This window comes from Streptosporangium sp. NPDC002721 (assembly GCF_042888905.1).
GTDB lineage: Bacteria > Actinomycetota > Actinomycetes > Streptosporangiales > Streptosporangiaceae > Streptosporangium.
The window spans coordinates 302,253-327,140 of sequence record NZ_JBIAQI010000009.1; the positions used below are offsets into that span (position 1 = coordinate 302,253).

23 protein-coding genes are annotated in these 24,888 nt (G+C 71.8%); 10 read left to right on the forward strand and 13 right to left on the reverse strand.

Annotation, left to right across the window (positions count from 1 at the left end):
• Positions 1-27 precede the first annotated feature (27 nt).
• The 9 genes from ACFYWM_RS15170 to ACFYWM_RS15210 form a co-directional block, all read right to left on the reverse strand.
• On the reverse strand, positions 28-822 hold the full coding sequence (locus tag ACFYWM_RS15170) for a class I SAM-dependent methyltransferase (RefSeq protein ID WP_389914304.1): 795 nt from the start codon (positions 820-822) through the stop codon (positions 28-30).
• Positions 822-1,502, reverse strand: a complete 681-nt coding sequence (locus ACFYWM_RS15175) for a DUF4191 domain-containing protein (protein ID WP_350947439.1) — start codon at positions 1,500-1,502, stop codon at positions 822-824. The genes ACFYWM_RS15170 and ACFYWM_RS15175 overlap by 1 nt, the downstream gene beginning before the upstream one ends.
• A 265-nt stretch (positions 1,503-1,767) precedes the next feature.
• Positions 1,768-2,697, reverse strand: coding sequence for a lipoyl synthase (gene lipA / locus ACFYWM_RS15180; protein WP_350970770.1), 930 nt, complete (start codon positions 2,695-2,697; stop codon positions 1,768-1,770).
• Positions 2,698-3,002: 305 nt separating this feature from the next.
• On the reverse strand, positions 3,003-3,680 hold the full coding sequence (lipB, locus tag ACFYWM_RS15185; protein WP_389914308.1) for a lipoyl(octanoyl) transferase LipB: 678 nt from the start codon (positions 3,678-3,680) through the stop codon (positions 3,003-3,005).
• Positions 3,681-3,708: 28 nt separating this feature from the next.
• Entirely contained in the window at positions 3,709-4,446 is a 738-nt protein-coding gene (locus ACFYWM_RS15190) for a Type 1 glutamine amidotransferase-like domain-containing protein (RefSeq protein ID WP_389914311.1), read from the reverse strand.
• Between the two features lie 49 nt (positions 4,447-4,495).
• Positions 4,496-5,392, reverse strand: a complete 897-nt coding sequence (locus tag ACFYWM_RS15195; protein WP_389914314.1) for a TIGR01777 family oxidoreductase — start codon at positions 5,390-5,392, stop codon at positions 4,496-4,498.
• Positions 5,393-5,555: 163 nt separating this feature from the next.
• Positions 5,556-7,049 (reverse strand): 2-oxoglutarate dehydrogenase, E2 component, dihydrolipoamide succinyltransferase, encoded by a 1,494-nt coding sequence (gene sucB, locus ACFYWM_RS15200; protein WP_389914317.1) that lies wholly within the window; start codon positions 7,047-7,049, stop codon positions 5,556-5,558.
• 37 nt (positions 7,050-7,086) lie between these two features.
• Positions 7,087-8,466, reverse strand: a complete 1,380-nt coding sequence (gene lpdA, locus ACFYWM_RS15205; RefSeq protein ID WP_389914319.1) for a dihydrolipoyl dehydrogenase — start codon at positions 8,464-8,466, stop codon at positions 7,087-7,089.
• Positions 8,467-8,674: 208 nt separating this feature from the next.
• Positions 8,675-10,174: a leucyl aminopeptidase gene (locus ACFYWM_RS15210; RefSeq protein ID WP_389914322.1), complete on the reverse strand. Its 1,500-nt coding sequence runs from the start codon at positions 10,172-10,174 to the stop codon at positions 8,675-8,677.
• Between the two features lie 139 nt (positions 10,175-10,313).
• Between ACFYWM_RS15210 and ACFYWM_RS15215 the strand changes: the two genes are divergently transcribed.
• From ACFYWM_RS15215 to ACFYWM_RS15225, 3 genes are all read left to right on the forward strand, one after another.
• Positions 10,314-10,649 (forward strand): GntR family transcriptional regulator, encoded by a 336-nt coding sequence (locus ACFYWM_RS15215; protein ID WP_329092738.1) that lies wholly within the window; start codon positions 10,314-10,316, stop codon positions 10,647-10,649.
• A gap of 38 nt (positions 10,650-10,687) precedes the next feature.
• The gene (locus ACFYWM_RS15220) at positions 10,688-11,683 is read left to right on the forward strand and encodes a DUF1648 domain-containing protein (protein WP_389914326.1); all 996 of its coding nucleotides are present in this window, start codon (positions 10,688-10,690) and stop codon (positions 11,681-11,683) included.
• 111 nt (positions 11,684-11,794) lie between these two features.
• A complete protein-coding gene (locus tag ACFYWM_RS15225) occupies positions 11,795-12,715 on the forward strand; it encodes a CPBP family intramembrane glutamic endopeptidase (RefSeq protein ID WP_389914329.1) in 921 nt (306 codons plus the stop codon).
• A gap of 86 nt (positions 12,716-12,801) precedes the next feature.
• Here ACFYWM_RS15225 and ACFYWM_RS15230 read toward each other — a convergent pair whose 3' ends face one another.
• Positions 12,802-13,773, reverse strand: a complete 972-nt coding sequence (locus ACFYWM_RS15230; RefSeq protein ID WP_389914332.1) for an adenosylcobinamide-GDP ribazoletransferase — start codon at positions 13,771-13,773, stop codon at positions 12,802-12,804.
• Between the two features lie 236 nt (positions 13,774-14,009).
• On the reverse strand, positions 14,010-15,209 hold the full coding sequence (locus tag ACFYWM_RS15235; protein WP_389914334.1) for a bifunctional adenosylcobinamide kinase/adenosylcobinamide-phosphate guanylyltransferase: 1,200 nt from the start codon (positions 15,207-15,209) through the stop codon (positions 14,010-14,012).
• Positions 15,210-15,515: 306 nt separating this feature from the next.
• Here ACFYWM_RS15235 and ACFYWM_RS15240 point away from each other — a divergent pair, with 306 nt between their 5' ends.
• On the forward strand, positions 15,516-15,722 hold the full coding sequence (locus tag ACFYWM_RS15240) for a hypothetical protein (protein WP_362866487.1): 207 nt from the start codon (positions 15,516-15,518) through the stop codon (positions 15,720-15,722).
• A gap of 182 nt (positions 15,723-15,904) precedes the next feature.
• Here ACFYWM_RS15240 and ACFYWM_RS15245 read toward each other — a convergent pair whose 3' ends face one another.
• On the reverse strand, positions 15,905-16,903 hold the full coding sequence (locus tag ACFYWM_RS15245; protein WP_389914338.1) for an aldo/keto reductase family protein: 999 nt from the start codon (positions 16,901-16,903) through the stop codon (positions 15,905-15,907).
• 55 nt (positions 16,904-16,958) lie between these two features.
• Here ACFYWM_RS15245 and ACFYWM_RS15250 point away from each other — a divergent pair, with 55 nt between their 5' ends.
• Entirely contained in the window at positions 16,959-18,311 is a 1,353-nt protein-coding gene (locus ACFYWM_RS15250) for an SMI1/KNR4 family protein (protein ID WP_389914340.1), read from the forward strand.
• Between the two features lie 148 nt (positions 18,312-18,459).
• Here the strand turns inward: ACFYWM_RS15250 and ACFYWM_RS15255 are convergent, their stop codons facing one another.
• Positions 18,460-19,068, reverse strand: coding sequence for a DUF3043 domain-containing protein (locus ACFYWM_RS15255; RefSeq protein ID WP_389914343.1), 609 nt, complete (start codon positions 19,066-19,068; stop codon positions 18,460-18,462).
• 145 nt (positions 19,069-19,213) lie between these two features.
• Here ACFYWM_RS15255 and ACFYWM_RS15260 point away from each other — a divergent pair, with 145 nt between their 5' ends.
• The 5 genes from ACFYWM_RS15260 to ACFYWM_RS15280 all read left to right on the forward strand — a co-directional run bounded on the left by ACFYWM_RS15260 (position 19,214) and on the right by ACFYWM_RS15280 (position 24,887).
• Positions 19,214-20,047: a PspA/IM30 family protein gene (locus tag ACFYWM_RS15260; RefSeq protein WP_389914346.1), complete on the forward strand. Its 834-nt coding sequence runs from the start codon at positions 19,214-19,216 to the stop codon at positions 20,045-20,047.
• The gene (locus tag ACFYWM_RS15265; protein WP_344746177.1) at positions 20,044-20,322 is read left to right on the forward strand and encodes a hypothetical protein; all 279 of its coding nucleotides are present in this window, start codon (positions 20,044-20,046) and stop codon (positions 20,320-20,322) included. Before ACFYWM_RS15260 ends, ACFYWM_RS15265 begins: the two co-directional genes overlap by 4 nt.
• A gap of 9 nt (positions 20,323-20,331) precedes the next feature.
• Positions 20,332-21,237, forward strand: a complete 906-nt coding sequence (htpX, locus tag ACFYWM_RS15270) for a zinc metalloprotease HtpX (RefSeq protein ID WP_389914349.1) — start codon at positions 20,332-20,334, stop codon at positions 21,235-21,237.
• A gap of 96 nt (positions 21,238-21,333) precedes the next feature.
• Positions 21,334-21,993 (forward strand): hypothetical protein, encoded by a 660-nt coding sequence (locus tag ACFYWM_RS15275; RefSeq protein WP_389914352.1) that lies wholly within the window; start codon positions 21,334-21,336, stop codon positions 21,991-21,993.
• A 299-nt stretch (positions 21,994-22,292) separates the two neighbouring features.
• On the forward strand, positions 22,293-24,887 hold the full coding sequence (locus ACFYWM_RS15280; protein WP_389914355.1) for a protein kinase: 2,595 nt from the start codon (positions 22,293-22,295) through the stop codon (positions 24,885-24,887).
• Position 24,888 lies beyond the last annotated feature (1 nt).

Genomic DNA, 24,888 nt, shown 5'->3' on the forward strand with positions numbered 1-24,888 from the left:
GCCGGTTCGCCCGGCGGGGTTCCGGGTCTATCGCGCGCAGGTGAAGATCGCGGTGCCGGGCAGGTGGCGGCCGCGCAGCGGGCTCCAGCCGCCCCACTCGCGGTCGTGGCCCTGCGGCCACTCGGGCTCGGCCAGCCCCCGCAGCACCAGCCCCGACGCGGTGATGAGCCCGACCCAGTCGGCCATCGTGCGGTGGTGCTCGACATAGGAGGGCCGCCCGTCCTCGCCGATCTCCACGTACGCGGAACGGTCGAAGTAGGAGCGGTCGGAGGTGAGCCCGGCGGGGCCCGGGTCGTCGGGGAAGGCCCAGCGGACCGGGTGGCTCACCGAGAAGACCAGCAGGCCCCCGGGACGCAGCACCCGGTGGACCTCGGACAGGACGGCCCCGGCGTCGGCCACGAACGGCAGCGCGCCGTAGGCCGAGCAGGCCAGGTCGAACGCCTGGTCGGCGAAGGGCAGCGCCTCCGCGTCCGCCTGGACCACCGGCAGCGCGGACCCGGTCTCCAGGTCGATCCGGCCGGAGTGCCGCAGCTGCCGGAAGGACAGGTCGAAGGCGGCCACCCTGGCGCCCTGCCCGGCCAGCCAGCGCCCGCACTGCCCGGCGCCGCAGCCGATCTCCAGCACGTCCCGGCCCGCGACGTCGCCCAGCAGGCGGGCGTCGGCCTCGTCCAGGCCCTCGGGGCCCCAGACGAACCCGGAGTCGCGCAGGAACTCGCCGTGCTCCGATTGGTACTCGTCGGCGGCGCCGTCCCACCAGCCGCGGTTGGCCCGGGAGGTGGCCGCGGCGTCCACCCGGTGGCGGCCTACCCCGGCGAGGCTCATCAGCGCATCTTCGGGCGCGGCATCTTCGCGCCGCGCGGCAGCGGGCCCTTGGGCATCGGCAGCGTCTGGGGGAGAGCCTTCAGCCGGTTGTTGATCTCGTACAGGGCGGGCTTCTTGAGGTTGCGGGGCAGCTTCATCAGGTGCCGCTGCAGCTTGGCCAGCGGGACCTGCCCGTCGCCGTCACCGGACTGGATGTCGTAGACGGGGACGTCCAGGGCGACCCGCTGGACGCGCTTCTTCTCGGCGACCAGCATCTTCTGCACGCGGCTGCCCGGCCCCTCGGAGACCAGGATGATGCCCGGGTAGCCGACCACGCGGTGCACGATGTCCTGGTCGCGGGTGACGGCGACGGCGGGGGTGACCTCCCAGTTGCCGCGCATGCCCTGCAGGATCGCGGCGGCGGCGCCGACCTGCCCGTGCAGCATGGAGTACTGGGCCCGCTGGGCGAGCTGGCCGAACACCACCAGCCCGACGGTGAGGGCCAGCATGATCCCGATGAAGAGGAGATACCAGAACCAGCCCGTGACCAGGCCGATCACCACGCACAGCGCGAGCGTGCCCAGCGCCGAGGCGTAGACGATCGGCATCCCCTTGGGGTTTGCCTCTTTGATGATCTTCGCGATCATGCGGAGCTGCTTGATGCGCCCCGGGCGCTCTGAGTCTTCGGGCTTCTTGGCCATGTTCTGAAGGATACAAATCCAGGGCTCAAGAAGTGAAAACGTGACCTGCCGCGCACCGGCTCCCGCACCGGCTCCCGTGCCGGCTCCCGCACCGGGGACGGCCGGAGGACCGTGATCGTACGCGTTCACCGGCCGCCGGGTCGTTGTGACGCGTCCGCGAACCGGTCGCTTCGAAGGTCCGACGAGGAGGGGCGTGGGCGGGAAACCGGAAGGACCCCGCCCGGGGGCGGGGTCCTTCCGGTTTCCACGGTTTTCCGCGACGGGCTCAGGCGTGCTGGCGAGCCTCGACCGCCTGCTTGTACAGGCGGCCCGCCCGGTAGGAGGAGCGGACCAGCGGCCCGGACAGGACCCCGGCGAAACCGATGGCCTCCGCCTCCTTCTGCAGCTCCACGAACTCCTCCGGCTTCACCCAGCGCTCGACGGGGTGGTGGCGCGGGGTGGGCCGCAGGTACTGGGTCACGGTGAGCAGGTCGCACCCGGCCTCGTGCAGGTCGCGCATGGCCTGGACGATCTCCTCGCGCTCCTCGCCCATGCCGAGGATGAGGTTGGACTTGGTCACCAGGCCGGCCTGGCGGGCCTTGGTGATCACTCCCAGGGACCGGTCGTAGCGGAACGCGGGCCGGATGCGCTTGAAGATCCGCGGCACGGTCTCGATGTTGTGCGCGAACACCTCGGGCCTGGAGGAGAAGACCTCCTCCAGCTGGGCCTGGTCGCCGTTGAAGTCGGGCACCAGCAGCTCGACGCCGCAGCCGGGCAGGAGGGCGTGGATCTGCCGCGCGGTCTCGGCGTACAGCCACGCGCCGCCGTCGGGCAGGTCGTCGCGGGCGACGCCGGTCACGGTCGCGTAGTTGAGCCCCATCTGCCGCACCGAGTCGGCCACGCGGCGCGGCTCGTCGGTGTCGTACTCCTTGGGCTTGCCGGTGTCGATCTGGCAGAAGTCACAGCGCCGGGTGCACTGGTCGCCGCCGATGAGGAAGGTGGCCTCGCGGTCCTCCCAGCACTCGGAGATGTTGGGACACCCGGCCTCCTGGCAGACGGTGTGCAGTCCCTCACGTTTGACCAGCGCCCGCAGCTCGGTGTGGTTCGGGCCGGCCCTGAACTTGGTCTTGATCCAGTCGGGCTTCTTCTCGATGGGGGTCTCGGCGTTGCGGACCTCGAGGCGGAGGAGCTTCCGCCCCTCGGGGGCGACGGTCATGCGAGCTCCTTCGTCGGTCGAGGGACCGAGGTGGTGCACATCGAGGTGCGGTAAATATCGTCACGCTCGCTCACCTCACCAGCTTATGTCCCGCCGCGGGTTGCGCCGGACCCGGGTCACGACGCGTGGAAGGGCACGCGGAACGGCGCATGGGAGGGCACGCGGAACGGCGCGCGGGGAGATGCGGGGGGCGGCGCATGGGAGGGCACGCGGAACGGCGCGCGGAGGAGGTGCGGGGGACGGCGCCGGAGGCGCTCCCGAGGGGACCGGCGCCGGGGACGCGCTCCGGCGGCCGGTCGCCGGGGTCAGCGCCGGAACAGGTCTTCCTCGGGCAGCTCGAAGGCCTGCGCGCCGAGCGCCTCCGCCAGGTGCTTCTCGGCGTACGGCAGGACCTCGTCGACCACGATCCGGCGGCCGGTCTCGGCCGAGAGCGAGGAGACCCCGGCGTCGCTGATGCCGCACGGGACGATCCGGTTGTACCAGCTCGGGTCGTTGGAGCAGTTGAGGGCGAAGCCGTGCATCGTGACGCCACCGGAGACCCGGATGCCGATCGCGCCGACCTTCCTGTCGGGCAGGCCGTGCGAGGGGTCACCGGCCACCCAGACGCCCCCGCGCCCCTCCACCCGGCCCGCCTGGACCCCGAAGTCGGCGCAGACGTGCACCAGGGTCTCCTCCAGGAGCCTCACGTAGGCGTTCACGTCGAGCGGGCCGCCGAGCCTGACGATCGGGTAGCCGACCAGCTGGCCGGGACCGTGCCAGGTGATGCGGCCGCCCCGGTCGACCTCGACGACGGGGGTGCCGTCGGAGGGCCTCTCGTGCGGCGCGGTGCGTTTGCCCGCCGTGTAGACCGGCGCGTGTTCGAGCATCAGGCAGGTGTCGGGAATCTCCTCGGCCACCCGGCGCGCGTGGATGCGCCGCTGAAGATCCCATGCCTGCTCGTAGGGGAAGTCAACGCCAAGACGGACGATTGCCAGGTCACTCACGCCTCAAGAGTAGTTGACCCGTTCGTGGTTAAGACGTCAGAAGCCGAGGCTCGATGCGGAACTCCTTGGCCCCGCCCGCCCCGTCGTGCTCGACCTTGTACGCGTAACCGTCGGGGTGCACGCTGACGGCCTGGATGAACTCGGTGCCCACGTAGTGCAGGGCGACGCCCTCGTCGGCGGCGTAGCCCTCGGGCAGCTCGCCCGAGGCCACCGCCTCGTGCAGCAGCTGACGGCGCTGCGGCTCGGAGTTGTAGTGGACGCCGCACGAGTAGGGCAGCATGCCCAGGCCCTCGGACCACACCCGCAGCGTCGGCCCGAAGGAGTCGGTGTTGCCGCCCACGTGCCAGCAGAGCGCCCCGGCGCTCTGGCCCGCGAGCACCACGCCCGCCCGCCACGCCTCCTCGAAGATCTCGTCGAGGCCGTGCAGCCGCCACAGGGCCGCCAGGTTGGCCACGCTGCCGCCGCTGACATAGATGATGTCCTGGCCGAGCATCCACTCGCGCGGGTCCTCGACGTTGGGCATCGGGAACACGGTCAGGTGACTGACCTCGACGTCCCACGCGCCGAAGGCGCCGTACATCTTCAGCAGCCAGTCGGAGTCGTCGCCGGTGGCGGTGGCGAGCAGGCCCAGGCGGGGCCGGTCCTGGCCGGTGAGGTCGAGGGCGTACCTGAGCAGCGGGCTCGCCTCCATGGTCCCCTGGCGCGTGGACACGCGGAACGAGCCGCCTCCGATCGCGAGGATGTGCGACTGCCCGGGGCTGCCCATGTCTGTCTCCCAAGTGATCTCATCGGCCGGAACGCCGAAAACAGGGATCTTAGAGTACGGCGGCCAGTGCCTCGTCGAGACGCGTATGCCGGAAAGCGTGACCGCTGTCGAGCAGGCGCCGCGGGAGCACCCGCTGGCCGGTCAGCACCCCCTCCTCGGCGAACTCCCCGAGGGCCGTACGCAGCACGAAGCCCGGCACGGGCAGCGGCATCGTGGGCCGGTTCAGGGCCGCTCCGAGCGCCTTGGTGAACTCGGCGTTGGTGACCGGCTCGGGCGCCGTCAGATTCACCGGCCCCGACATTTCAGGATTTTTCAGGATGTGCTGGACGGAGAGAACCCAGTCGTCGACGGAGATCCACGACCAGTACTGCCGTCCCGACCCCAGCGGGGCGCCCAGCCCGACCTTGAAGATCGGGAGGATCCGCGCCAGCATGCCGCCCCGCCCGCTCAGCACCAGGCCGGTACGGAGCCTCACCACCCGGATGCCCGCCTCCTCGGCGGGCGCCGTCTCCGCCTCCCAGGGCACCACGACCTCCCGCGCGAGGAACCCCTCACCCGCGGGCGCCGTCTCGTCCACCGCCACGTCACCGGTGTCGCCGTAGAAGCCGATCGCCGAGCCGGACAGCAGCACCGAGGGCTTCGCCGTCAGGCCGGCGAGCGCGGCCGCCAGGGTCCTGGTCCCCTCGACCCGGCTGTCGACCAGCTCGCGCTTGTGACCCTCACTCCAGCGCCGGTCGCCGATGCCCGCGCCGGCGAGATGGATCACCGCCTCCGAGCCCTCCAGCGCCGCCTGGTCCACGACCCCCTTGGCGGGGTTCCAGAAGGCCTCGTCGTCGCCTCGCGGCACTCGCCGGACCAGACGGACCACCCGGGCGCCGTCGTCCCGCAGAGCCCTGACCAGAGCCGATCCCAGCAGGCCCGAGGACCCGGTCATCGTGACCTTCATGTCGTCCAATGTAATCGACCTCCCCCCGGATCTTCGGAAAGCGGACGCCCGGCGGATTCGCGTCACCGGCGCGGGTTCCCCGGAGGCACCGCCGGCGCGGGGGAGAACGAGCCGGGCCGGCCCGCGACGTTCGCGGACCGGCCCGGTGGGAGAGAACGGACGGCTAGCCGTTCAGGCCCAGCTGGTTCTCGAAACGGCCCTCCTCGAGACGACGCTTGATCGTCGTCAGGAAGCGGGCGGCGTCGGCGCCGTCGACCAGGCGGTGGTCGTAGCTGAGCGCCAGGTACATCATCGAGCGGACCGCGATGACCTCGCCCTCGGGGGTGTCCAGGACCACCGGGCGCTTGACGACGGCACCGGTGCCCAGCATGCCGACCTGCGGCTGGTTGAGGATCGGCGTGTCGAACAGCGCGCCACGGCTGCCGGTGTTGGTCAGCGTGAACGTGCCGCCGGTGATCTCGTCCGGGCTCACCTTGTTGGTGCGGGTGCGCTCGGCGAGGTCGGCGATCTTACGGGACAGCCCGGCGATGTTGAGGTCGCCGGCGTCCTTGATCACCGGGACAAGCAGGCCGCGCTCGGTGTCCGTCGCGAAACCGAGGTGCTCGGTGTCGAAGTACGTGACCTCGTTGGTCTCGCTGTTGATCGTGGCGTTCAGCTTCGGGTGCTGCTTGAGCGCCTCGATCGTGGCGAGGGCGAAGAACGGCGTGAACGTGAGCTTGACGCCCTCGCGCCGCTGGAACTCGGCCTTCGCCTGGTCACGCAGCCGCGCGATCTTGGTGACGTCGACCTCGACCACGGAGGTGAGCTGGGCCGAGACCTGCAGCGACTCGACCATGCGCTTGGCGATGGTCTGGCGCAGCCGCGACATCTTCTCGGTGCGCCCGCGCAGCGTGGTGTCGACCACGACCGGCTCGGGGGCCTGCGGGGCGGACGCCTGGGCCGGGGCCTGGGCGGCGGCCTGCGGGGCCTGAGCCTGGGGCTGGGGCTGGGCCGCGGCACGCTCGCGCTGGTCGCGGGCGGCCTCCAGCACGTCCTGCTTGCGGATGCGCCCGCCGACACCGGTGCCGGTCAGCGAGTCGAGGTCCACGCCGTGCTCACCGGCGAGCTTGCGCACCAGCGGGGTGACGTACGGGCTGTCGCCCGACGGCTGCGCGGCGGGCTCGGACGCCGCGATCGGCGACGGCGGCGCGGACTGGGAGGACTGGACGGTCTGCGGGGCCTGCGCCTGAGGCTGGGCCTGCTGCTGCGGGGCGGGAGCCTGCTGCGCGGGGGCCTGCTGCTGAGGGGCCTGCGCCGGAGCCTGCGGGGCGGGCTGCGGGATCGAGGAGGCCGGCTGCGCCTGCTGCTGCGGGGCGGGCTCGGGCTCCGGCTCCGGCTCGGGGGCCTTCTCCTGGGCCGGGGCGGCGGCGCCCTCGGTGCCGTTCTCGTCGATGACGGCGAGCTCGGCGCCGACCTCGACGGTCTCGTCCTCGGCCACCACGATCTTCGTGAGGATGCCCGCCGCGGGGGAGGGGATCTCGGTGTCGACCTTGTCGGTGGAGACTTCGAGAAGCGGCTCGTCGGCCTCGACGCGCTCGCCCTCCTTCTTCAGCCAACGGGTGACGGTGCCCTCCGTGACGCTCTCACCGAGCTGGGGCATCTGTACGGACTTCGGCATGGGTTGTCTTCTCTCGCGTTCCGAGTGAGGGCTTGCGTTAGTTGTGGACGTGGAGCGGCTTGCCGGCCAGGGCCAGCATCGCCTCGCCGACGGCCTCGGACTGGGTGGGGTGGGCGTGGATCAGCTGCGCCACCTCGGAGGGCAGGGCCTCCCAGTTGTAGATCAGCTGTCCCTCGGTCACCAGCTCGCCGATGCGGCGGCCGACCATGTGCACGCCGAGCACCGGGCCGTCCTTCGCCGCGATAATCTTGACGGCGCCCTGCGTCTGCAGGATCTGGCTCTTGGGGTTGCCCGCGAGGTCGTAGGTCAGCTCGACGATCTCGTGGCCGCGCTCCCTGGCCTGGGCGGAGGTGATGCCCACCGAGGCGACCTCGGGGTCGGAGTAGGTGATCCTGGGCACGCCGTCGTAGTCGATCGGCACGGGGTTCAGGCCGGCGATGTGCTCGGCCACCAGGATGCCCTCGGCGAAGCCCGCGTGCGCGAGCTGCAGGGTCGGGATGAGGTCGCCGACCGCGTACACGCCCGGCACGCTGGTCTGGCAGAACTCGTTCACCGTGACGGTGCCGCGCTCGATCGCGACGCCCGCCTCCTCGAAGCCCATGCCCGCGGAGACCGCGCCGCGGCCGACCGCGACGAGCAGCAGCTCGGCGTCGAGGGTCTTGCCGTTGGCCAGGCTGACGACCACGCCGGTGTCGGTGGTCTTGACGCCCTCGAAGAAGACGCCCAGCTCCTGCTTGATGCCGCGGCGGCGGAAGGAGCGCTCCAGCAGTTTGGAGCTCGACTCCTCCTCCAGGGGCAGCAGGTGCGGCAGGGCCTCGACGATCGTCACCTCGGCGCCGAAGGAGCGCCAGACGCTGGCGAACTCCACGCCGATGACGCCGCCGCCCAGGACGACCACCGAGGTCGGCACCCGGTCGAGCTTGAGCGCGTGCTCGCTGGTGATGACCCGCTCGCCGTCGATCTCCAGCCCCGGAAGGGACCTGGGCGCGGAGCCGGTCGCCAGCACGATGTTGCGGCCCTCGTAGATCTCCGAGCCCACCGCGATCCGGTTCGGGCCCGCGAGACGGCCCTCACCCTCGATGATCGTGATGCCCTTGCTCTTGAGAAGGCCCTGCACGCCCTTCCAGGCGCGGGTGACGATCTTGTCCTTGAACGCGTGGACCGCGGGCACGTCGATGCCCTCGAAGCGGGCCTTGACGCCGTAGGTGGCGCTCTCCCGCGTCTCGTCGGCGACCTCCGCGGAGTGCAGAAGCGCCTTGGTGGGAATGCACCCGCGGTGCAGGCACGTACCGCCGATCTTGTCCCTCTCGATCAGCGCGACCGTCTTGCCCAGCTCGGCCGCCCGCAGAGCGCAGGCATACCCACCGCTACCGCCACCTAGGACGACGATGTCGTAGGGGCCGCTGCCATCAGCCACAGGAAAGCTCCTTGTCGGATCGGAATACCGTTTCCACGGTCGCGCCCCTCGCCGTGCCCTGGGCGGCCGCGCGGATCCTCGATCGCATCCACGCCGCCACCGGACCCGGTTCGGCGCCGTGCCGGTGCCCGCCCTCGGCCTGACCCCGGCAACCGCATCTTTTCATTTGTCTGGGTTGCTTGTGACCCGCTTGCGCGGCGGACGACGGTTACCGCGCGGGCTCGGCCGCGTGGCGCTCGGCCAGGCCCACGAGCGTCCGGGTGATCGCCCCGGTGCCGCCCTTCGGCGTGTAACCGTGGGGCTCGCCCTTGTTGAAGGCGGGACCGGCCATGTCGATGTGTGCCCAACGAACCCCGTCCGGCACGAATTCCCGCAGGAAGATGGCGGCCGTCAGCATCCCGCCGAAACGCTCGGGGTGCAGGTTGGCGATGTCGGCCACCGGGGAGTCGAGCCCCTTGCGGAGCTCGTCGGGCAGGGGCATGGGCCACGCGGCCTCGCCCTGCTCGCCCGCCGTCGCCACGATCTCCGCGCGGAGGTCGTCGTCGTTGCCCATGACGCCCGCCGTCCGCCAGCCCAGCGCGACGATCTGCGCGCCGGTGAGCGTGGCGACGTCGACGATCACGTCGGGGTTGTCCTGCCCGGCGCGGGCGATGCCGTCGATCAGGACCAGGCGGCCCTCGGCGTCGGTGTCGAGCACCTCGACGGTCTTGCCCGCGAAGCTGGTGAACACGTCTGAGGGGCGCTGCGCGGTGCCGCTCGGCATGTTCTCGGCCAGGCAGAGGTAGCCGACCGCGTTGACCTTCAGGCCCAGCCTGGCGATCGCCAGGAGCGCGCCGAAGACCGCGCCCGCGCCACCCATGTCCGACTTCATCCAGTCCATCGAGGCCGTCGGCTTGAGCGACAGGCCGCCGGAGTCGAAGGTGATGCCCTTGCCGACGTACGCGAGCTTCCTGGTGGCCTCGGGGTGGCTGTAGGAGAGGCGGACCAGCCGGGGCGGGTTGGCCGACCCCTGGCCGACGGCGACGATGCCGCCGTAGCCGCCCTCCCTGAGCGCCTTCTCGTCGAGGACCTCCACCGACAGGCCGGCCTCGCCGCCCACCTGCTCGGCGATCTCGGCGAAGCGGGCCGGCCACAGGTCCGACGGCGGGGTGTTGACCAGGTCGCGGACCAGCGAGACGGACTCGGCCAGGGTCGCGGCGCGGTCGATCGCGGCCTGGGCGCCCTCGGCGTCGGTCAGCACGGCCAGCTCCGCGACCGGGGAGCTCTGCTCTCCCACGGTGCGGTACCTGGTGAAGGAGTACGCGCCGAGAAGGCCGCCCAGGGCGGCGGCGCCGGCGTGCTCCGCGCTCGCGGCGGGCAGGGCCAGCGCCACCCGGCCGGTGCCGGCCAGGGCGCGGACCGCGGTGCCCGCGGCGCGGCGCAGGACCTCGGCGTCGTAGCCCTCGGCGGGAGTGTCACCGAGGCCGACGACGACCAGCAGGGGCGCGGTCAGCGCGCCGAAGGTGGGGATCTTGGAGATCTCGCCCGGCTTACCCTTGGCACCCACGCTCGCGAGCGTGGCGGCGAGCCTGCCGCCGAGCGCCTGGTCGAGGCCCTCGGCCCCGGGAGCGGGAAGCGGTCCGTCCGGTCCGGAGTGGACGCCGACGACCAGCGCGTCGGTTTCGAACGAGACAGCGTTGTCAGTTGGGGTAAGCCGCACAGTGGTCACGTAGGCCGATGCTAGTCGGGCTGGCGCGGTACGCATAAACGAGGGTTCGTCCTACGAATCGCCGACCCTTGATGGTGCTATTCGGGGTAGCACCATGCGGGGTCATGGTGCTAATGTCGCTAGCACTATGTTGCTTACCTTGGATCTGAACGATCCCCGGCCGCTGCACGAACAGGTCGCCGAGGCGATCAGACGTGCCGTCGCCGAGGGTTCGTACGCTCCGGGAGACCGGCTCCCGCCGGCCCGCGACCTGGCCGCCGCGCTGGGCATCAACGCCAACACGGTGCTGCGCGCCCTGCGGGACCTGCGCGACGAAGGGGTGCTGGAGTTCCGCCGGGGCCGGGGCGTGAGCGTCCTCAGCCGGCCCAACCCGCGCAGCGTCATCGAGGAGAAGCTGCGCGCCCTGCTCGACGAGGCGGTCCAGTACGGCTACCGCCACGACGACGTCATCGAGCTCATCAGGGAACTGTCATGACCGGGCGGGGAGCCCGGTCCTTGGAAGGGGTGACCGACATGGGGCTGCGAGCCCGATTCCTGTCCATCGCCGCCGGCTGGATCGCGCTGGTGACCGCCGCGCTGATCGCCGCGCCGCTGGCACTGCGCGACCGGCTGCCCGACCCGATCGCCACCCACTGGGGCGCGAACGGCGCCCCCGACAACTCGATGCCGTTCGTCATGGCGCTGCTGTTCCAGGCGGGCCTGTGGGCGCTGCTGGCGGGCGGTGCCTGGTCGGCCGCGCTCACCGGCGCCTCGCTGCTCAGGCGCAGGTCGAGCCGCATGGGGCTCGGCGCCCTGCTGGGCGGTGTCGGCCTGTTCTTCCTGGGGTTGCAGGTGGTCACGCTGGTGGCCAACCTCGACGCGCCCGACTGGGAGCGGGCCGCCGGGCTGGGGTGGAGCGCGCTGCTCGCGGTCGCGGGGCTGGTGCTGGGCGGCTGGCTCGGCGCCCTCGCCGCCCGGCCGGGGCCCGACGAGCGCCCCGATCCCTCCGCCGTCCCCACCCGGCGGCTCCCGCTCCGTCCGGGCCAGCGCGCGGTGTGGGTCTCCTCGGTGAGCAGCGGCCCGCTCGGCGCGCTCGGCGGCTCTCTCCTGGCCGTGGGCCTGGCGCTCGCCGTGCTCGCCCTGATCGGAGGCGAGGGCGCGTTGTGGATCCCGGCGACGATCATGCCTCTTGTGGGGCTGCTGGTGGTGGCCTTCAGCTCGGTGCGGGTGCAGGTCACCGAGGAGGGCGTCGTGCTCTTCTTCGGGCCGTTCCGCCTGCTCCGCAGGCACATCGCGATCGAGCGGGTGGAGCGCGCCTGGTCGGAGGAGCGCTTCCCGGCCGGCGTCGGAGGCTGGGGCGTCAGGGGGCTGCCGGGCGCCGCGACGGTCATGGTCCGCGGCGGGGAGTGCCTCGTGCTGGGTTACGTCTCCGGTGGCCGCCTGGCCGTCTCGATCGACGACGCGGAGAACGGGGCCGCCCTGCTGAACACCCTCGTGGCCCGAGCGTCCACCGGCCCGTCCGCCCGCTGACCCCTGCCCCACCGGTCCGTCCACTCCCTTCCCTCCTTCCTTCCCGTCTCCCGCGCGGTGTTCCGGCCCTTCTCCCGTTCCTCCCGCGCCCATGCCCCCGAAGGTGGTGTCATGCTCCGTCGATCTCCTGACCTGTGGTTGTTCCTGCTCGTCGCGTTTGGTCTGTCCTGGTTGTTCGCCCTCCCCCTCTGGCTGTCGGACACGCCGACCGGCACGTTCATGTTCACGGCGATCGGGCTGGCGATCATGTTCACACCGACGCTCGGAGTCCTCGCCGTCCGGCTGCGCGCCAGGCGGCTCGGGGACCCCGCCACCGGGCGTGAGTGGGCCGTGCGGACGGGCCTGTCGGCCGGGGGGAGCCGGGGCCGCGTGTTCGCGCTGGTCGCGCTGGCCTGGTTCGGCGTCCCCGCGCTGGTCGTCGTCGCGGTCGCGCTCAGCGCCGCCCTCGGCCTGCTCTCCGTCGACCTGCGGGAGTTCAGCCTGTTCCGCGAGAGCCTGGCGGCCACACCGGGCGGGCCGCCCCCGATGGAGGCCGGAGTTCTGCCGGCCGTGCAGGCCGTGTCGATGCTCCTGGTCGCCCCGCTGATCAACTCGGTCGCGGCCTTCGGCGAGGAGTGGGGGTGGCGAGGCTGGCTGCTGCCGCGCCTGATGCCGCTCGGCACCCGGTGGGCGCTCCTGGTGTCCGGGGTGATCTGGGGGCTCTGGCACTTCCCGCTGACCCTGCGCGGATACAACTACCCCGAGCTGGGGGCGTGGGCGGCACCGATGTTCGTCGTCTTCTGCGTGACCTTCGGGGCCCTGCTCGGCTGGCTCCGCCTTCGTTCGGGAAGCGTCTGGCCCGCGGTCGTCGGGCACGGATCGCTCAACGCCTCGGCGGGCCTGATGCTGCTCGTCGGCGACGCGGCCGACCCGCCGGTGTTCGCCGTCGCGGGGATCACGAGCCTGGTCGGCTCGGCGCTGCTGGCCGTGGTCTCCGCCCTGCTGTTCAAATACCGGCCGGTCGGGCAGCCGGTCCCGGTCGCCGTCACGTGAGGGGCGTGTGAGATTCCGGGGGGAAGGTTTCCTGGGCTTCTTGGACCTCTTGAGGTTCTCGGGGGCGGGGCCGGGGCCGGGAGAGGTCAGTTCACGAGGATCGTGCAGGCCAGCAGGGTCGTCGCGGTGGCGATCTCTACGAGGGCGCCGAGCACGTCGCCGGTGACGCCGCCGAGCCGCCGTACGGCCCTGCGCCGTACGGCCCAGGCCGCCAGCAGCCCCACGAGCATGGCCAGGGGGAGACCGACGGGGATGAGGAACGGCCCCAGGCCCGAGATGAGACCTCCACCGGGGGTGCCCACCCCAAGAAGGTCGCGGTCTTCGGAATGGGTCATGTCCACGTAGGTCACATAGCCCGATCCGCCGGAGGGCTCCGACGGGGAGCCGAAGGACCACAGGTCGAGGGAGCCGATGCCGTGGAGATAGACCAGCACCCCCGTTCCCGCGAGCACCAGCGCGGTCACGGCCAGCGCGACGCTGCGCCGTACGGTGCCCGCCACCATCGCGCCGAGGCCGTCGGGGCGTGCCGGGGGGATGCCCGCGCGGCAGGCCCAGGTGAGGGCCAACCGTCCGGCCGCGCAGGCAGCGACCAGGGTGAGCGCCCCCGCGCCCGCACCGGCACAGGTGACGGCCTCCTGCAGGGCCGCCACCTGGACCAGCAGGACGAGGATCAGCGTCACCACGCCGAAGGGGCCGATGTCCGAACGCTTCATGATCTCCAGCGCCCGGTCGGCTGGTTTCCCGCTGCCCAGCCCGTCGGCGAGGTCGGCCAGCCCGTCCAGGTGCAGCCCCCGGGTGAGCAGCGCCATGACCGCCACGGCCAGCACCGACGCCGGAAGCGGGGTCGTCCCCAGCCACAGGGAGATCGCCAGCACCAGCCCGCCGACGGCCCCGATCACAGCTCCCACCAGCGGGGCCACCGTCATCGCGATCCCTCCCGCCCGGCGGTCGATCACTCCGGGACGGACCGGGAACACGCTCAGCGTGCCGATCGCGAGACGCACCCCGTCGGCGAACGTGGACGGGCCGTCCTGGGACGGGGGGGAGGGCTCGGACATGACCGACGATCGTAGCCGCCGGCCTGTCCGGTGTCGTGACCGCGCACGTTCGCGGGATTCGGTGGTGCGAGCCTCGATGCCGTTCCGGAGATCCGGTGAGGGGCGCCGGTCACGGCACCGGGGCCGGTGACAACGTTCCCGGGTCATCGCGAAACGGCAGGGGGATGAGTCATGCCGAGCCGGGTGATCCGGTTCCCCGGCTCTCGCCGGGGAGGACCAGAAGGGGCCTGGGGCGGTCAGACGGGGAGGGGGAGGAGGCGGCCGGCGACGACGAGGGCGACCTCCTCCGACTCCAGGGCGAGGCGCTGGTTCAACCGGCCGAGGGCGTCCCGGAACACCCGGCCGCCGGCGGTACCGGGCACCACGCCGAGCCCGACCTCGTCGGAGACCGCCACCACCCGGACCCGGGTCTGCCTCCAGGCCGCCACCAGATCGTCACAACGGGCCGCGACAGCGTCCCTGCCGTCCCTGCCGTCCCTGCCGTCCCTGCCGTTCCCGTCCTCACGGGTGGAGCCGTCGTCGCCCGGCCAGGCGTCGCACTCGTCGAAGACGGCGGCCACCCAGGTACCGAGCCCGTCGATCAGCAGCGGGGTGTCGGCGGACCGCAGCAGCCCGGCCAGGTCGACGCTCTCGACGGTCCTCCAGTGGGCGGGCCTGCGGTCGCGGTGCGCCCGGACCCGGCGCAGCCACTCGGGGTCGCCGTCGCCGGAGGGGCCCGTCGCGACATAGAGCACCTCGGGTTCCGCCGCGAGTCGGAGTTCGGCCTCCGCCGACTTGCCCGACCGGCTCCCGCCGAGCAGGAGGGTCCTCCTGGGCGGGGGGACCCGGGCGGGCGGGGGCTCGCCGGTGTCGACGACCGTGCCGTCCGGTACGACGCGCACCCCCCACAGCGCGGCCCGCCGGGCGAGTTCCGCCTCCGTGGGGACCCGGTGGTCGGCGCCGACGGCCACCACGTGCGTCCGTTCACCGACCAGGCCCCGCCGGCGCAGGTCCCCGAGCCGTTCCGGCCGGTCCAGCACGTCCAGCAGCACCAGGTCCACCGCCTCTCCCGCACCGCCACCGGTGTCCTCCGCCGGTAGGCCCCGTCCGTCGCCTGAGGGTTCGCCGTCCGGCGGCTCGCCGTGTGAGGGAGAGATGGCGTGGAGGACGCGTCGGCCGCCGGGGGTGGTGACGGTGAGGCCGTCCGGACCGACCGAGGCGTGGTAGCCGGGCGGAAGCGAGCCGGACAGCGGCAGCCGCGCGAGACCGTCGGGCGCCACCGGGCCGTCGGGCGCCACTGGACCGCCGGGTGTCGCCGGGTTGTCGGATGCCGCCGGGACGTCGAGTACCACGGAGACGGGGCGGCGGCCCGGCGTGACACGGGCGCAGGAGGCGCACCCGCAGTCCGGGGCCGGCCACCCGCCCGTGCCCGCCGTACCGGAGATCAAGATTTTCACGCCCGGTCTCCTGTCGGGTCGAAGGGGGAAGTCAGGGAAGTCAGGGAAGTCGGAGAACCGGTCGAGAGGCCGCGCGCCTCCGTACCCGGGCGGGACCGGACGGCTCCGGCGGCCGTGCCCGGCATGTCTGGGGTGTCTGGGGTGTCCCGGGTGCTCGGGGTGCCAGGCATGTCCGGGGTGTCGGAAACGTCCCGGAGGCGGAACGCGACGTCATGATCTCGCCTTCATGCCCGGGAGTGTCCGGGAGAGGTAGTGTTCGCTGAGCCGCCGAGGGCACCGGCAGGACCCGCGAGAAGGAGCTATGGCATGACGTGGCGCTGGCGTTACGAAAACGCGAATGGTGGCGAGATGGTCGAGGGTGTTTCGCCGTCCGACACGTTCCCGAGCCAGGCGGATGCCGAGTCGTGGCTCGGTGAAAGCTGGCGTGAGCTGCTGGAGTCCGGGGTCGAGAAGGTCACCCTGCTCGAAGGCGAGCGCGTCGAGTACGAGGGGATGTCGCTGCGCCCGGAGTGAACCCGGACGGACCCGGAGTGAACCCGGACGGACGGAGAACCTCTCGGCCCTCTGCCCCCCGCACCCTCGGTGAGGATGAGGGGCCAGGGAACCGAAGGCCCGAGGGGTTCTCTCCAGCTCCGCGCACGAACGCGATGAAGCCCGGTCAACGCCCGTGGCGTTCACCGTGACCGGTCACCGCGCTACGGGCGCCGCTCGGGGCTCACGGTCTTGGCCGGGTCGCGCTCGACGATCGGGCCGAGGATGTCGTCGATCTTCTTCAGCACCTCGGACTCCAGCTTCACCCCGGAGGCCTTGACGTTGTCGCGGACCTGCTCGGGCCTGCTGGCCCCGACGATGGCCGAGGACACGTTGGGGTTCTGCAGCACCCAGGCCACCGCGAGCTGGGCCATGGACAGGCCGAGGTCGGCGGCGACCGGCTCCAGCTGCTGGACGCGGGTGAGCACGTCGTCCTTGAGTATCCGGGAGATGAAGTTGCCCCCGCTGGGGTCGGTGGCCCGGGAACCGGCGGGGGGCGGCTGCCCCGGCCGGTACTTACCGGTGAGCACGCCCTGGGCGATGGGAGAGAAGACGACCTGGCCGACGCCCTCCTTCTCGCTCAGCGGCACGACCTCGGCCTCGATGACCCGCCACAGCATGGAGTACTGGGGCTGGTTGGAGACCAGGCGGTCGAAGCCCATCTCGTCGGCGATCTTCAGTGCCCGGCCGATCTGCTCGGCGGTCCACTCGCTGACACCGACGTAGAGGACCTTGCCCTGGCGTACGAGATCGTCGAAGGTCTTGAGGGTCTCCTCGAGCGGCGTCTCGTTGTCGAAGCGGTGCGCCTGGTACAGGTCGACGTAGTCGGTCTGCAGGCGGCGCAGCGAGCCGTGCAGGGACTCGGTGATGTGCTTGCGCGACAGGCCCCGGTCGTTGGGGCCGGGGCCGGTCGGCCAGTAGACCTTGGTGAAGATCTCCAGGGACTCGCGGCGGACCCCCGCGAGGGCGCGGCCGAGAACCTCCTCCGCCTTGGTGCCCGCGTACACGTCGGCGGTGTCGAAGGTGGTGATCCCCTCGTCGAGTGCCGCTCGCACGCACTGCTTGGCGGCGTCCTCCTCTACCTGGGAGCCGTGTGTGATCCAGTTGCCGTAGCTGATCTCACTGACCATGAGACCGCTACGGCCAAGGTGGCGGAATTCCATGCTCCGAGGTTAGTAGGCATCATACTTCGCGGCGATTCGGGATAGCCTGCCGGGCGTGTTGCGGTTGATCACTTCTCGACGGGTACGACTCGCGCTCGCCACGGTGGCGCTGGTGGCAGCCGTCGTGGCGGTCGCCCGCCTGTGGCGGCGGGCGGAGGACCGCCGCACCGCCCTCCCGGTCGAGGGGTCGCGAAACGCCTTCTCGACCGAGGAGCCGGGGAAGACATCCCCGCCGCAGGGGCCGGGTTCCGAGGCCGGGCACGCGCCGCGATGGCCCTCCACGCCCATCCTCGGCACCCCCACGGACGAGGACCTCAGGAGGTACGCGGCCAGGCCCCCCTCCGCCGTCAGGTCCGCCGTCGAGCGGATGTTCGAGCGGGGGCCGCGGACGCCGCGAGAGCCGCTGGACAGGGCCACCCGGGGCCGCCTGGTCCGCTGGGGTGCCGTGGGGGTCGGACTGTGCCTGCTCGCCTTCGGCACGCAGGCCCTGGAGAGCGCGGTCTTCTCGAACGGGACGGAGACGGTCGAGGCGACCGATTCCCGGAGCGTGGACGAGGAGTGCGAGCCGGAACCGGACACCTTGCCGGAGCCGGGGTCGCGTTATCCGGCTTACACGGAAGGGACGCTCCGGGTCGTCCGATGTGTGGACGCGGAGGAGTTCCAGCACATCGAGCAGCTGTATTCCGACATGGATCGGTATCCCCAACCGACAGATCCCGTCCGGCCGTACGAGACTCCGGTCCCGCACGAGACCGCCGGGACTCCCATGGCGGTTCCCGACGCCGACTGCCACCCGCGGGCGCGGGCCCCGCGAGTGCGGGCGGTCGACCCGAGGGTGACCCGGGCGGTGAACCGCCAGTGGCGCCGCATCGAGAGATGGCTGAAGACCAACGCCCACGCGAGCCTGCGCACGCTGGACAGGCCCGCCAGGCCCCGTACGATCGCCGTCGCCGAGGCGCAGATGGGCCTGCGCCTCCCCGACGACCTGCGCGCCTCCCTGCTGCGGCACGACGGGGCCTCCTTCGTGGCCGGCACCTGGCCGTTCGGGTTCTTCGGTCACGGGAACCACGGGGTACGCGAGATCCGTGACACCTGGCGGTGGCTGTGCGAGGTGGACGGCGAGGTCAGGGGTGACGCCGGCGCGCGGGCGGAGTCGTGGGACGGGCGGATGATCCCGTTCGGCGGCAACGGGAGCGGTGACCACCTGGTGATCGACTCCGTGGTGCGCGACGTCGGGGCCACCGACCACGAGGGCACGATGAGTTTCGCGGCCGGCGGCACCCGGATCGGCTCGTACTACCGCCTGCTGCGGGCGACGGCGGACGCCATGGAGACCGGTGGCTCCGTCGGCCGTTGGAAACCGGAGGTCGTCGACGGCGAGCTGGACTGGAACGTCGTCGAGAGGTGACCGTCGCCCGGGGCGGCGCTCGCCCGGTCCGCGTCCGTCGTGAACGGGAGCGGACGCGAAGAACCCCGCCCCTCGTGGAAGGGAGCGGGGTTCCGGAACGTACTCGGGCGCGCGGTGTCTCTCCGGCGCCGCGGCGGCTTCGCCGCCTTCAGTTCTTCGGCGGGACCGGCCTGCCGCCGGGCAGCACGGCGGGCGGCGGGAAGCGCAGCTTGCGGATCTGCAGCGCGCGCATGGCGGCGTAGAAGCCGACGCCCCTGAGGTTCTCGTTGGGGAACTTCTCGGCGGTCAGCTTCTTCACCTTCCAGGACACCCAGATCGAGGTGAGGAGCACACCGACCATCATGAGCGGCCAGCCGACCGTGATCACCGCGACGTAGACGTAGCCGCGGATGTCCGCCGGGAAGGGGATCCAGGTGAGCAGCAGGATGAGGAGGGAGAACGGCAGGAAGTACTGGCTGGCGAGACGACGGGAGTCGACCCAGTCACGCGCGAACTTCCTGGCGGGCCCCTTGTCGCGGGCGGGGAAGTAACGCTCGTCGCCGCGCAGCATGCCCTCGCGTGCCTTGACCCGTTCGCTGGCCTGGCGTTCGCGGAGGTTCTTGTAGGCCTCTTTGCGGTTCTGGGGGGCGTTCACCGGCTGCCGGCGACGGCCTTCGGCGTCCCGTCGCTTGGGTGTGGGACGCCCCTTGCCCGCAGGCTTAGGATCGTTAGCGGAGACGGGGGAGTCGTCCGCGGTGGTCTGGGTACGTCGGAACACAACGTCAGCCTACCGGGACTGCAACTTAGTGACGCCCCCGCGCGTTATGCGTAGGGTGAACCCTATGGTGGCTCCGGTGCTTTTCGGGGGCTGGACTCACTTGGGGTGACCCGAAGCGCATTGAAGAAGGGGACGGCCGACGCGCATGAGCGTGATGAAGAGACTTTCGCTGATCTTCAGGTCCAAGGCGAACAACGCGTTGGACAAGATGGAAGATCCTCGCGAGACCCTGGACTACTCGTATCAGCGCCAGCTGGAGTTGTTGCAGAAGGTGCGCCGGGGTGTGGCGGACGTCGCCACCTCGCGCAAGCGCGTGGAGCTCCAGATAAACCAGATCGAGGCGCAGTCGCGCAAGCTCGAGGAGCAGGGCCGCAAGGCGCTCGGAGTCGGCCGCGAGGACCTCGCTCGCGAGGCGCTGACCCGCCGTGGCAGCCTGCAGACCCAGATCGCCGACCTCCGCGTGCAGCACGACAACCTGCAGGCCGAGGAGGAGAAGCTCACCACCGCCTCCCACCGTCTGCAGGCCAAGGTCGACTCCTTCCGTACGAGGAAGGAGACGATCAAGGCGACCTACACCGCCGCCGAGGCGCAGACGCGGATCAACGAGGCCTTCTCCGGCATCTCCGAGGAGATGGGCGACGTCGGCCTGGCGATCCAGCGGGCCGAGGACAAGACGGCCTCCATGCAGGCCCGCGCGGGCGCCATCGACGAGCTGCTGGCCAGCGGCGCGCTCGACGACTTCAGCGGGCAGCGCGGCGACGACATCCAGGCCGAGCTCGACCGGATGGGCGGCGGGCACGACGTGGAGCTGGAGATCGCGCGGATGAAGGCCGAGCTCGGCCAGGGCCCCGCGCCGCAGGGCGCGATCACGCCCGGCCCGGCGCAGCCCCAGCAGCAGCCCCAGCCCCAGCAGCCGCACCACGAGCACCCGCAGTCCAACCAGACGCAGCAGCTGCGCCAGCCGGGGGAGGGCCTGTGATCGTCCGCATCATGGGTGAGGGGCAGATCGACATCGCCCCCGCCGACCTCGACGTGCTGAACACGCTGGACGCCGAGCTGGAGGCCGCCATCGAGGCCGGCGAGGAGGAGGCCTTCCGGGTGCGGCTGCACGCCCTGCTCGACAAGGTCCGCCACGTCGGCAAGGCGCTGCCCGACGACAGCCTGGAGTCCTCGGAGCTGATTTTGCCTCCGGCCGACGCATCCATGGACGAAGTACGGGAGATGCTCGGCAATGAGGGGCTGATTCCCGGCTAGCTTGGACATATGGCACAAACCCGGTTCGCCCCGGACCGGGGCCTGACCAGGCGCATGGTGGTGACCATGTTCCTGCTCGGACTGCTCTACGTGGTCTTCGTGGCCGTGTTGATCACGCTGGGCGTCCGGGCCGTCGTGGTGCTGCTGATCGCCGGTGGCATCCTGCTCGTGCAGTACTTCATGTCCGATCGCATCGCGCTGTTCGCGATGCACGGACGTGTCGTCTCCCCGCAGGAGGCCCCGGAGTTGCACGGCATGATCGACAGATTGTGCGCGCTGGCCGACATGCCCAAGCCGCGGGTGGCGATCGCCGACTCGGACGTCCCGAACGCGTTCGCCACCGGCCGTAACCAGAAGAACTCCGTGGTCTGCGTGACCACGGGGTTGCTGCGCCGCGTCGACGGCGGCGAGCTGGAGGGCGTGCTCGCCCACGAGATGTCCCACGTGGCCCACCGTGACGTCGCGGTCATGACGATCGCGTCCTTCCTCGGCATCGTCGCCGGGCTGATGACCAGGGTCGCGCTCTACAGCGGCCTGGGCGGGCGCGGGCGCGACGACAGGGGCGGCCTGCCGATCGGCCTGATCATCCTGCTCGTCTCGGCCCTGGTGTACGCGGTCAGCTTCCTGCTCACCCGCGCCCTGTCGCGCTACCGCGAGCTGGCCGCCGACCGCGCGGGGGCCCTGCTCACCCAGCGTCCCTCCGCCCTGGCCAGCGCCCTCGTCAAGATCAGCGGTGAGATGGCCCGCATCCCGACGAAGGACCTGCGCGAGGCCGAGCCGTTCAACGCCTTCTTCTTCGCCCCGGCCCTGTCCGGCAAGGCGGGCCTGGCCGCGCTCTTCGCGACCCACCCGCCGCTGGAACGACGACTGGAGCAGCTCGGCAGGATCTCCGCCCAGCTCGGGCAGGGCGGGTGACCGGCCGGACCGGACGGAGCGGACGGGGCGGACGGGGCGGGTAAGGGAGCGGGAGGACGCGCCGGGCGGCGGAGAGGTTCGAGGGGGAGTGGTCCGATGCGCTGGTGGGACGCGCTGATGGGGCGGAGCGAACCGGCCAGGGCCGACCTGGACGCGCTGTTCGCGCTGCCCTCGGCCGCGGTGACCCTGCAGGCCGCCACCGATCTGGCGCCGACGGGGGTGGGGGCGGTCTGCTTCCGCTCGGCCGAGGGCGGGGCCTTCGCCGAGCTGGAGCGTGACGTCACCCAGCTGCTGGACGCCGGGGGCGGCCCCCCGGTGGAGGTGTCGAAGGACTCCTACGGCTACACGTGGCTGCTGGTGCGCCGTGCCTCCGATGCCCCCGACATGCTCGGTGACCTGGTGACGGACCTGCACGCGGTCAACTCCTCCCTCGAGGCGGCGGGTTTCGGCCCCTCCCTGCTCTGCTCGCTGATCTCCTTCGCCGCCCCCGACGGCCGCGCGCTCGCGCTGGTGTACCTCTACAAGCAGGGCACCTTCTACCCGTTCGCCCCGCTGCCCGCCGGAGGGACGGGCGGCCAGGCCGGTGGGCGGACCGGCGGCCAGATCGGCGGGCAGGCGGGCGGGCAGGCCGGTGGGCAGGCGCAGCGCCGGGACAACGCGCTGGAGCTGCAGGTACGCGGCGCGATCGGCGGCGAGCTGGAGATCGAGCCCGATCTCGGCCGCTGGTTCCCCCTCTGGGGCGCGCCCGGCCTCTGAGAGGCGGTTCGCTCCGGGATGCGCCCGGCTCCTCGAAGGTGCCCGTTCCGGGATGCGCCGGGCTCCTCGAAGGTGCCCGTTCCGGGATGTGCCCGCCTCCTGCGAGGGTGCCCGCGCCGGGATGCGCCCGGCTCCCGAGGGGTCACCCGCGAAGCCCGTCCCGCAAGGACTTTCCGCGCGATTCGCGAGATCGTCTGGAACGCGCCATTGTGGCTGTCCGGCTTGCGGTTTGATGTACGTCCTGTGACCCTTTGCCCTCACAATGGGACCGGAAATCCATACGGGAGAAGGGTGTGACCATGGCGGACCTCGCGTCCTTGCGGCCCGGGGATCCCGAGCACGTGCGGGAGTACAGGCTCACCGCGAGGCTCGGTGAGGGAGGCCAGGGAACGGTCTACCTGGGCGTTTCCCCCACGGGGGCCCGCGTCGCGGTCAAGTTGCTCCGCGCGGACCTCGCGCAGGACGAGGAGGCGATGGAGCGCTTCGTCCGCGAGGTCAGCACGACCCAGCGGGTCGCGCCCTTCTGCACCGCCGCGGTGATCGACACCGGGGTCGACCAGCATCGCCCGTACATCGTCAGCGAGTACATCGACGGCCCGACGCTCGACGCGGTCGTGGCGACCGAGGGGCCGCGCGAGGGGGCGAGCCTGCACCGCCTGGCGATCGGCACGGTCACCGCGCTCGTCGCCATCCACCAGGCGGGGATCGTGCACCGCGACTTCAAGCCTTCCAACGTGCTGCTGGCCCCCGACGGCCCCCGGGTGATCGACTTCGGCATCGCCAAGGCGCTCGACCGGACCTCCACGCTGACCGCGATGGCGATCGGCACCCCTTCGTACATGACCCCCGAGCAACTGGCCGGGGAGAACGCGGGCTCGCCCGCGGACATGTTCGCGTGGGGCTGCACGATGGTCTTCGCGGCCACCGGGCAGCCGCCGTTCGGCACGGACAGCCTCCCGGCGATCTTCAACCGGATCATGAACATGGAGCCGGACCTGGGGGCGATCACCGACCCGGCGCTGCGCGACCTGGTCGGGCAGTGCCTGTCCAAGGACGCCGCCCAGCGGCCCGCCGCGGGTGAGGCGCTGCTGCGGCTGCTCGGCCACGCGGGCGGCGCGACCGGTGCCGCGACGCCCACCGCGCCGCGCGGCATCCTCGCCGAGGGCTCGGCCGCCGCGGCGCAGCAGACCGGCCCGGGGCCGGGCGGGAACGACCTCGGGGACACCGTGTACGGGCAGCGACGCCCGGACGGCGACGAGCACGCCCAGTGGGACCACCGGCAGCATTCCGGGCCGCAGCCGCATCCCCAGCAGCCGTTCGCCCAGCAGGGCGGGCCCGGCGGGGGATACCCGGCACAGGGCCCGCAGAGCGGTCCCACAGGTCCCACAGGTCCCACAGGTCCCACAGGTCCTGCCGATTATGCCCAACCCCACCCCCAGCAGTCGGACCCGCGCGGCCAGGCCCCGCACTCCTGGCAGCCGGACCCCCGTGGTCACGTCCAGGCCCAGAACGCCGAGCACGCCCAGCAGTCGGACCCGCGCGGTCACGCCCAGCAGTCCTGGCCCCACGGTTCCCCGCAGCAGGGGCCGCCCTCCGCGCGGTCCTTTCCCGGCGGGTATCCCGGCCCCGACGGCTACGCGGGCGGCTACCCCCCGCAGGGCCCCGGCCACCGGCAACCGGGGCAGCAGCCGGGGTATCCGGGACATCCCGGCCACCCCGGGGCCCAGCCCTACGGCGGCCCCGCGACCTATCCCTCCTCCTCGCCGGAGGGCGTCCCGTACCGGAACCCCGGCGCACCGGCGTACCGGGGACAGGCGGCCCCCGCCCCGCGCGGGCGCCGGATGTGGCCGGCGGTCGTGGGAGGTGTGCTGGTCACCGCCCTCGTGGCCGGGGGCGTCGTGCTGGCGCTGCGCGGCACCGGCGCCGACACGCCGGGGACCACCCGGGCGGACACCACACCGGTCGTGCGCACCCCCGCTCCCACCGCGCCGACGGTGCCGGAGGCCGACGGCACGATCAAGCTGCCCGGCAGCTCGCTCACGCTCCACGAGAGCGACCAGGACCCGATCAAGCTGAGCTCCTACAGCCTCGACTGGGACAAGACCCTCTACGTCCGCGAGCAGGGCACCGACCGGTTCGTCAAGAACGGCAAGTACTTCCAGTACACGGTCAACGCCGAGGGCACCCAGGCGCTGGGCACCGACCGGATGTACGACGCGCAGAGCTACGCGATCGTGTCGATCATCGATCATCGATCCGGCGCGGCGAGTAGGATCAGGATCACCAAGGCACCGGTCTACCCGACGCTGCCACAGTGGTCGCCGGACGGCAGACGCGGCCTGGTGACCCTCTACGAGGCGGTCGGCGACAGCAGCAAGGAGTACGGCTTCGCGATCATCGACGTCGCCACGAAGAAGGCGAAGGTCGTCCGCGTGAAGGAGAAGGACGCGGGCAAGTGGAGCTATTTCTGGCGGGGCGACGGCCGGGCCGTCGGCACCTGGGCGCTCACCGGCAAGACCCAGCGCATCCGCTTCTACGACACGCAGGGCACCGTGCTGCAGACCCTGCTGGACGTGGGCACCCCGATCACGGTCGAGGGCGACGACATCTCCCCGTCCGGCTCGTCCCTGCTGACGTACTGCAAGGAGAGCAAGAAGGAGATCTGCGTCTGGTCCACCGGCTCCGACGCCCCGGCGAAGGTCCGGATCCCGTTCGAGACGGAGCGGCTCATCGGCTGGTACGACGACGAGCACATCGCGGGCTGGCGGCGCAAGGGCTCCGGCTACGAGGCGGTGGTGTTCGACTTCAAGGGGAAGGTGCAGCGGTTGCTGGCCACCAGCACCGACGCCAAGGAGTACGAAAAGCAGTTCATGCGCTTCACGCGAGAGGGTTGAC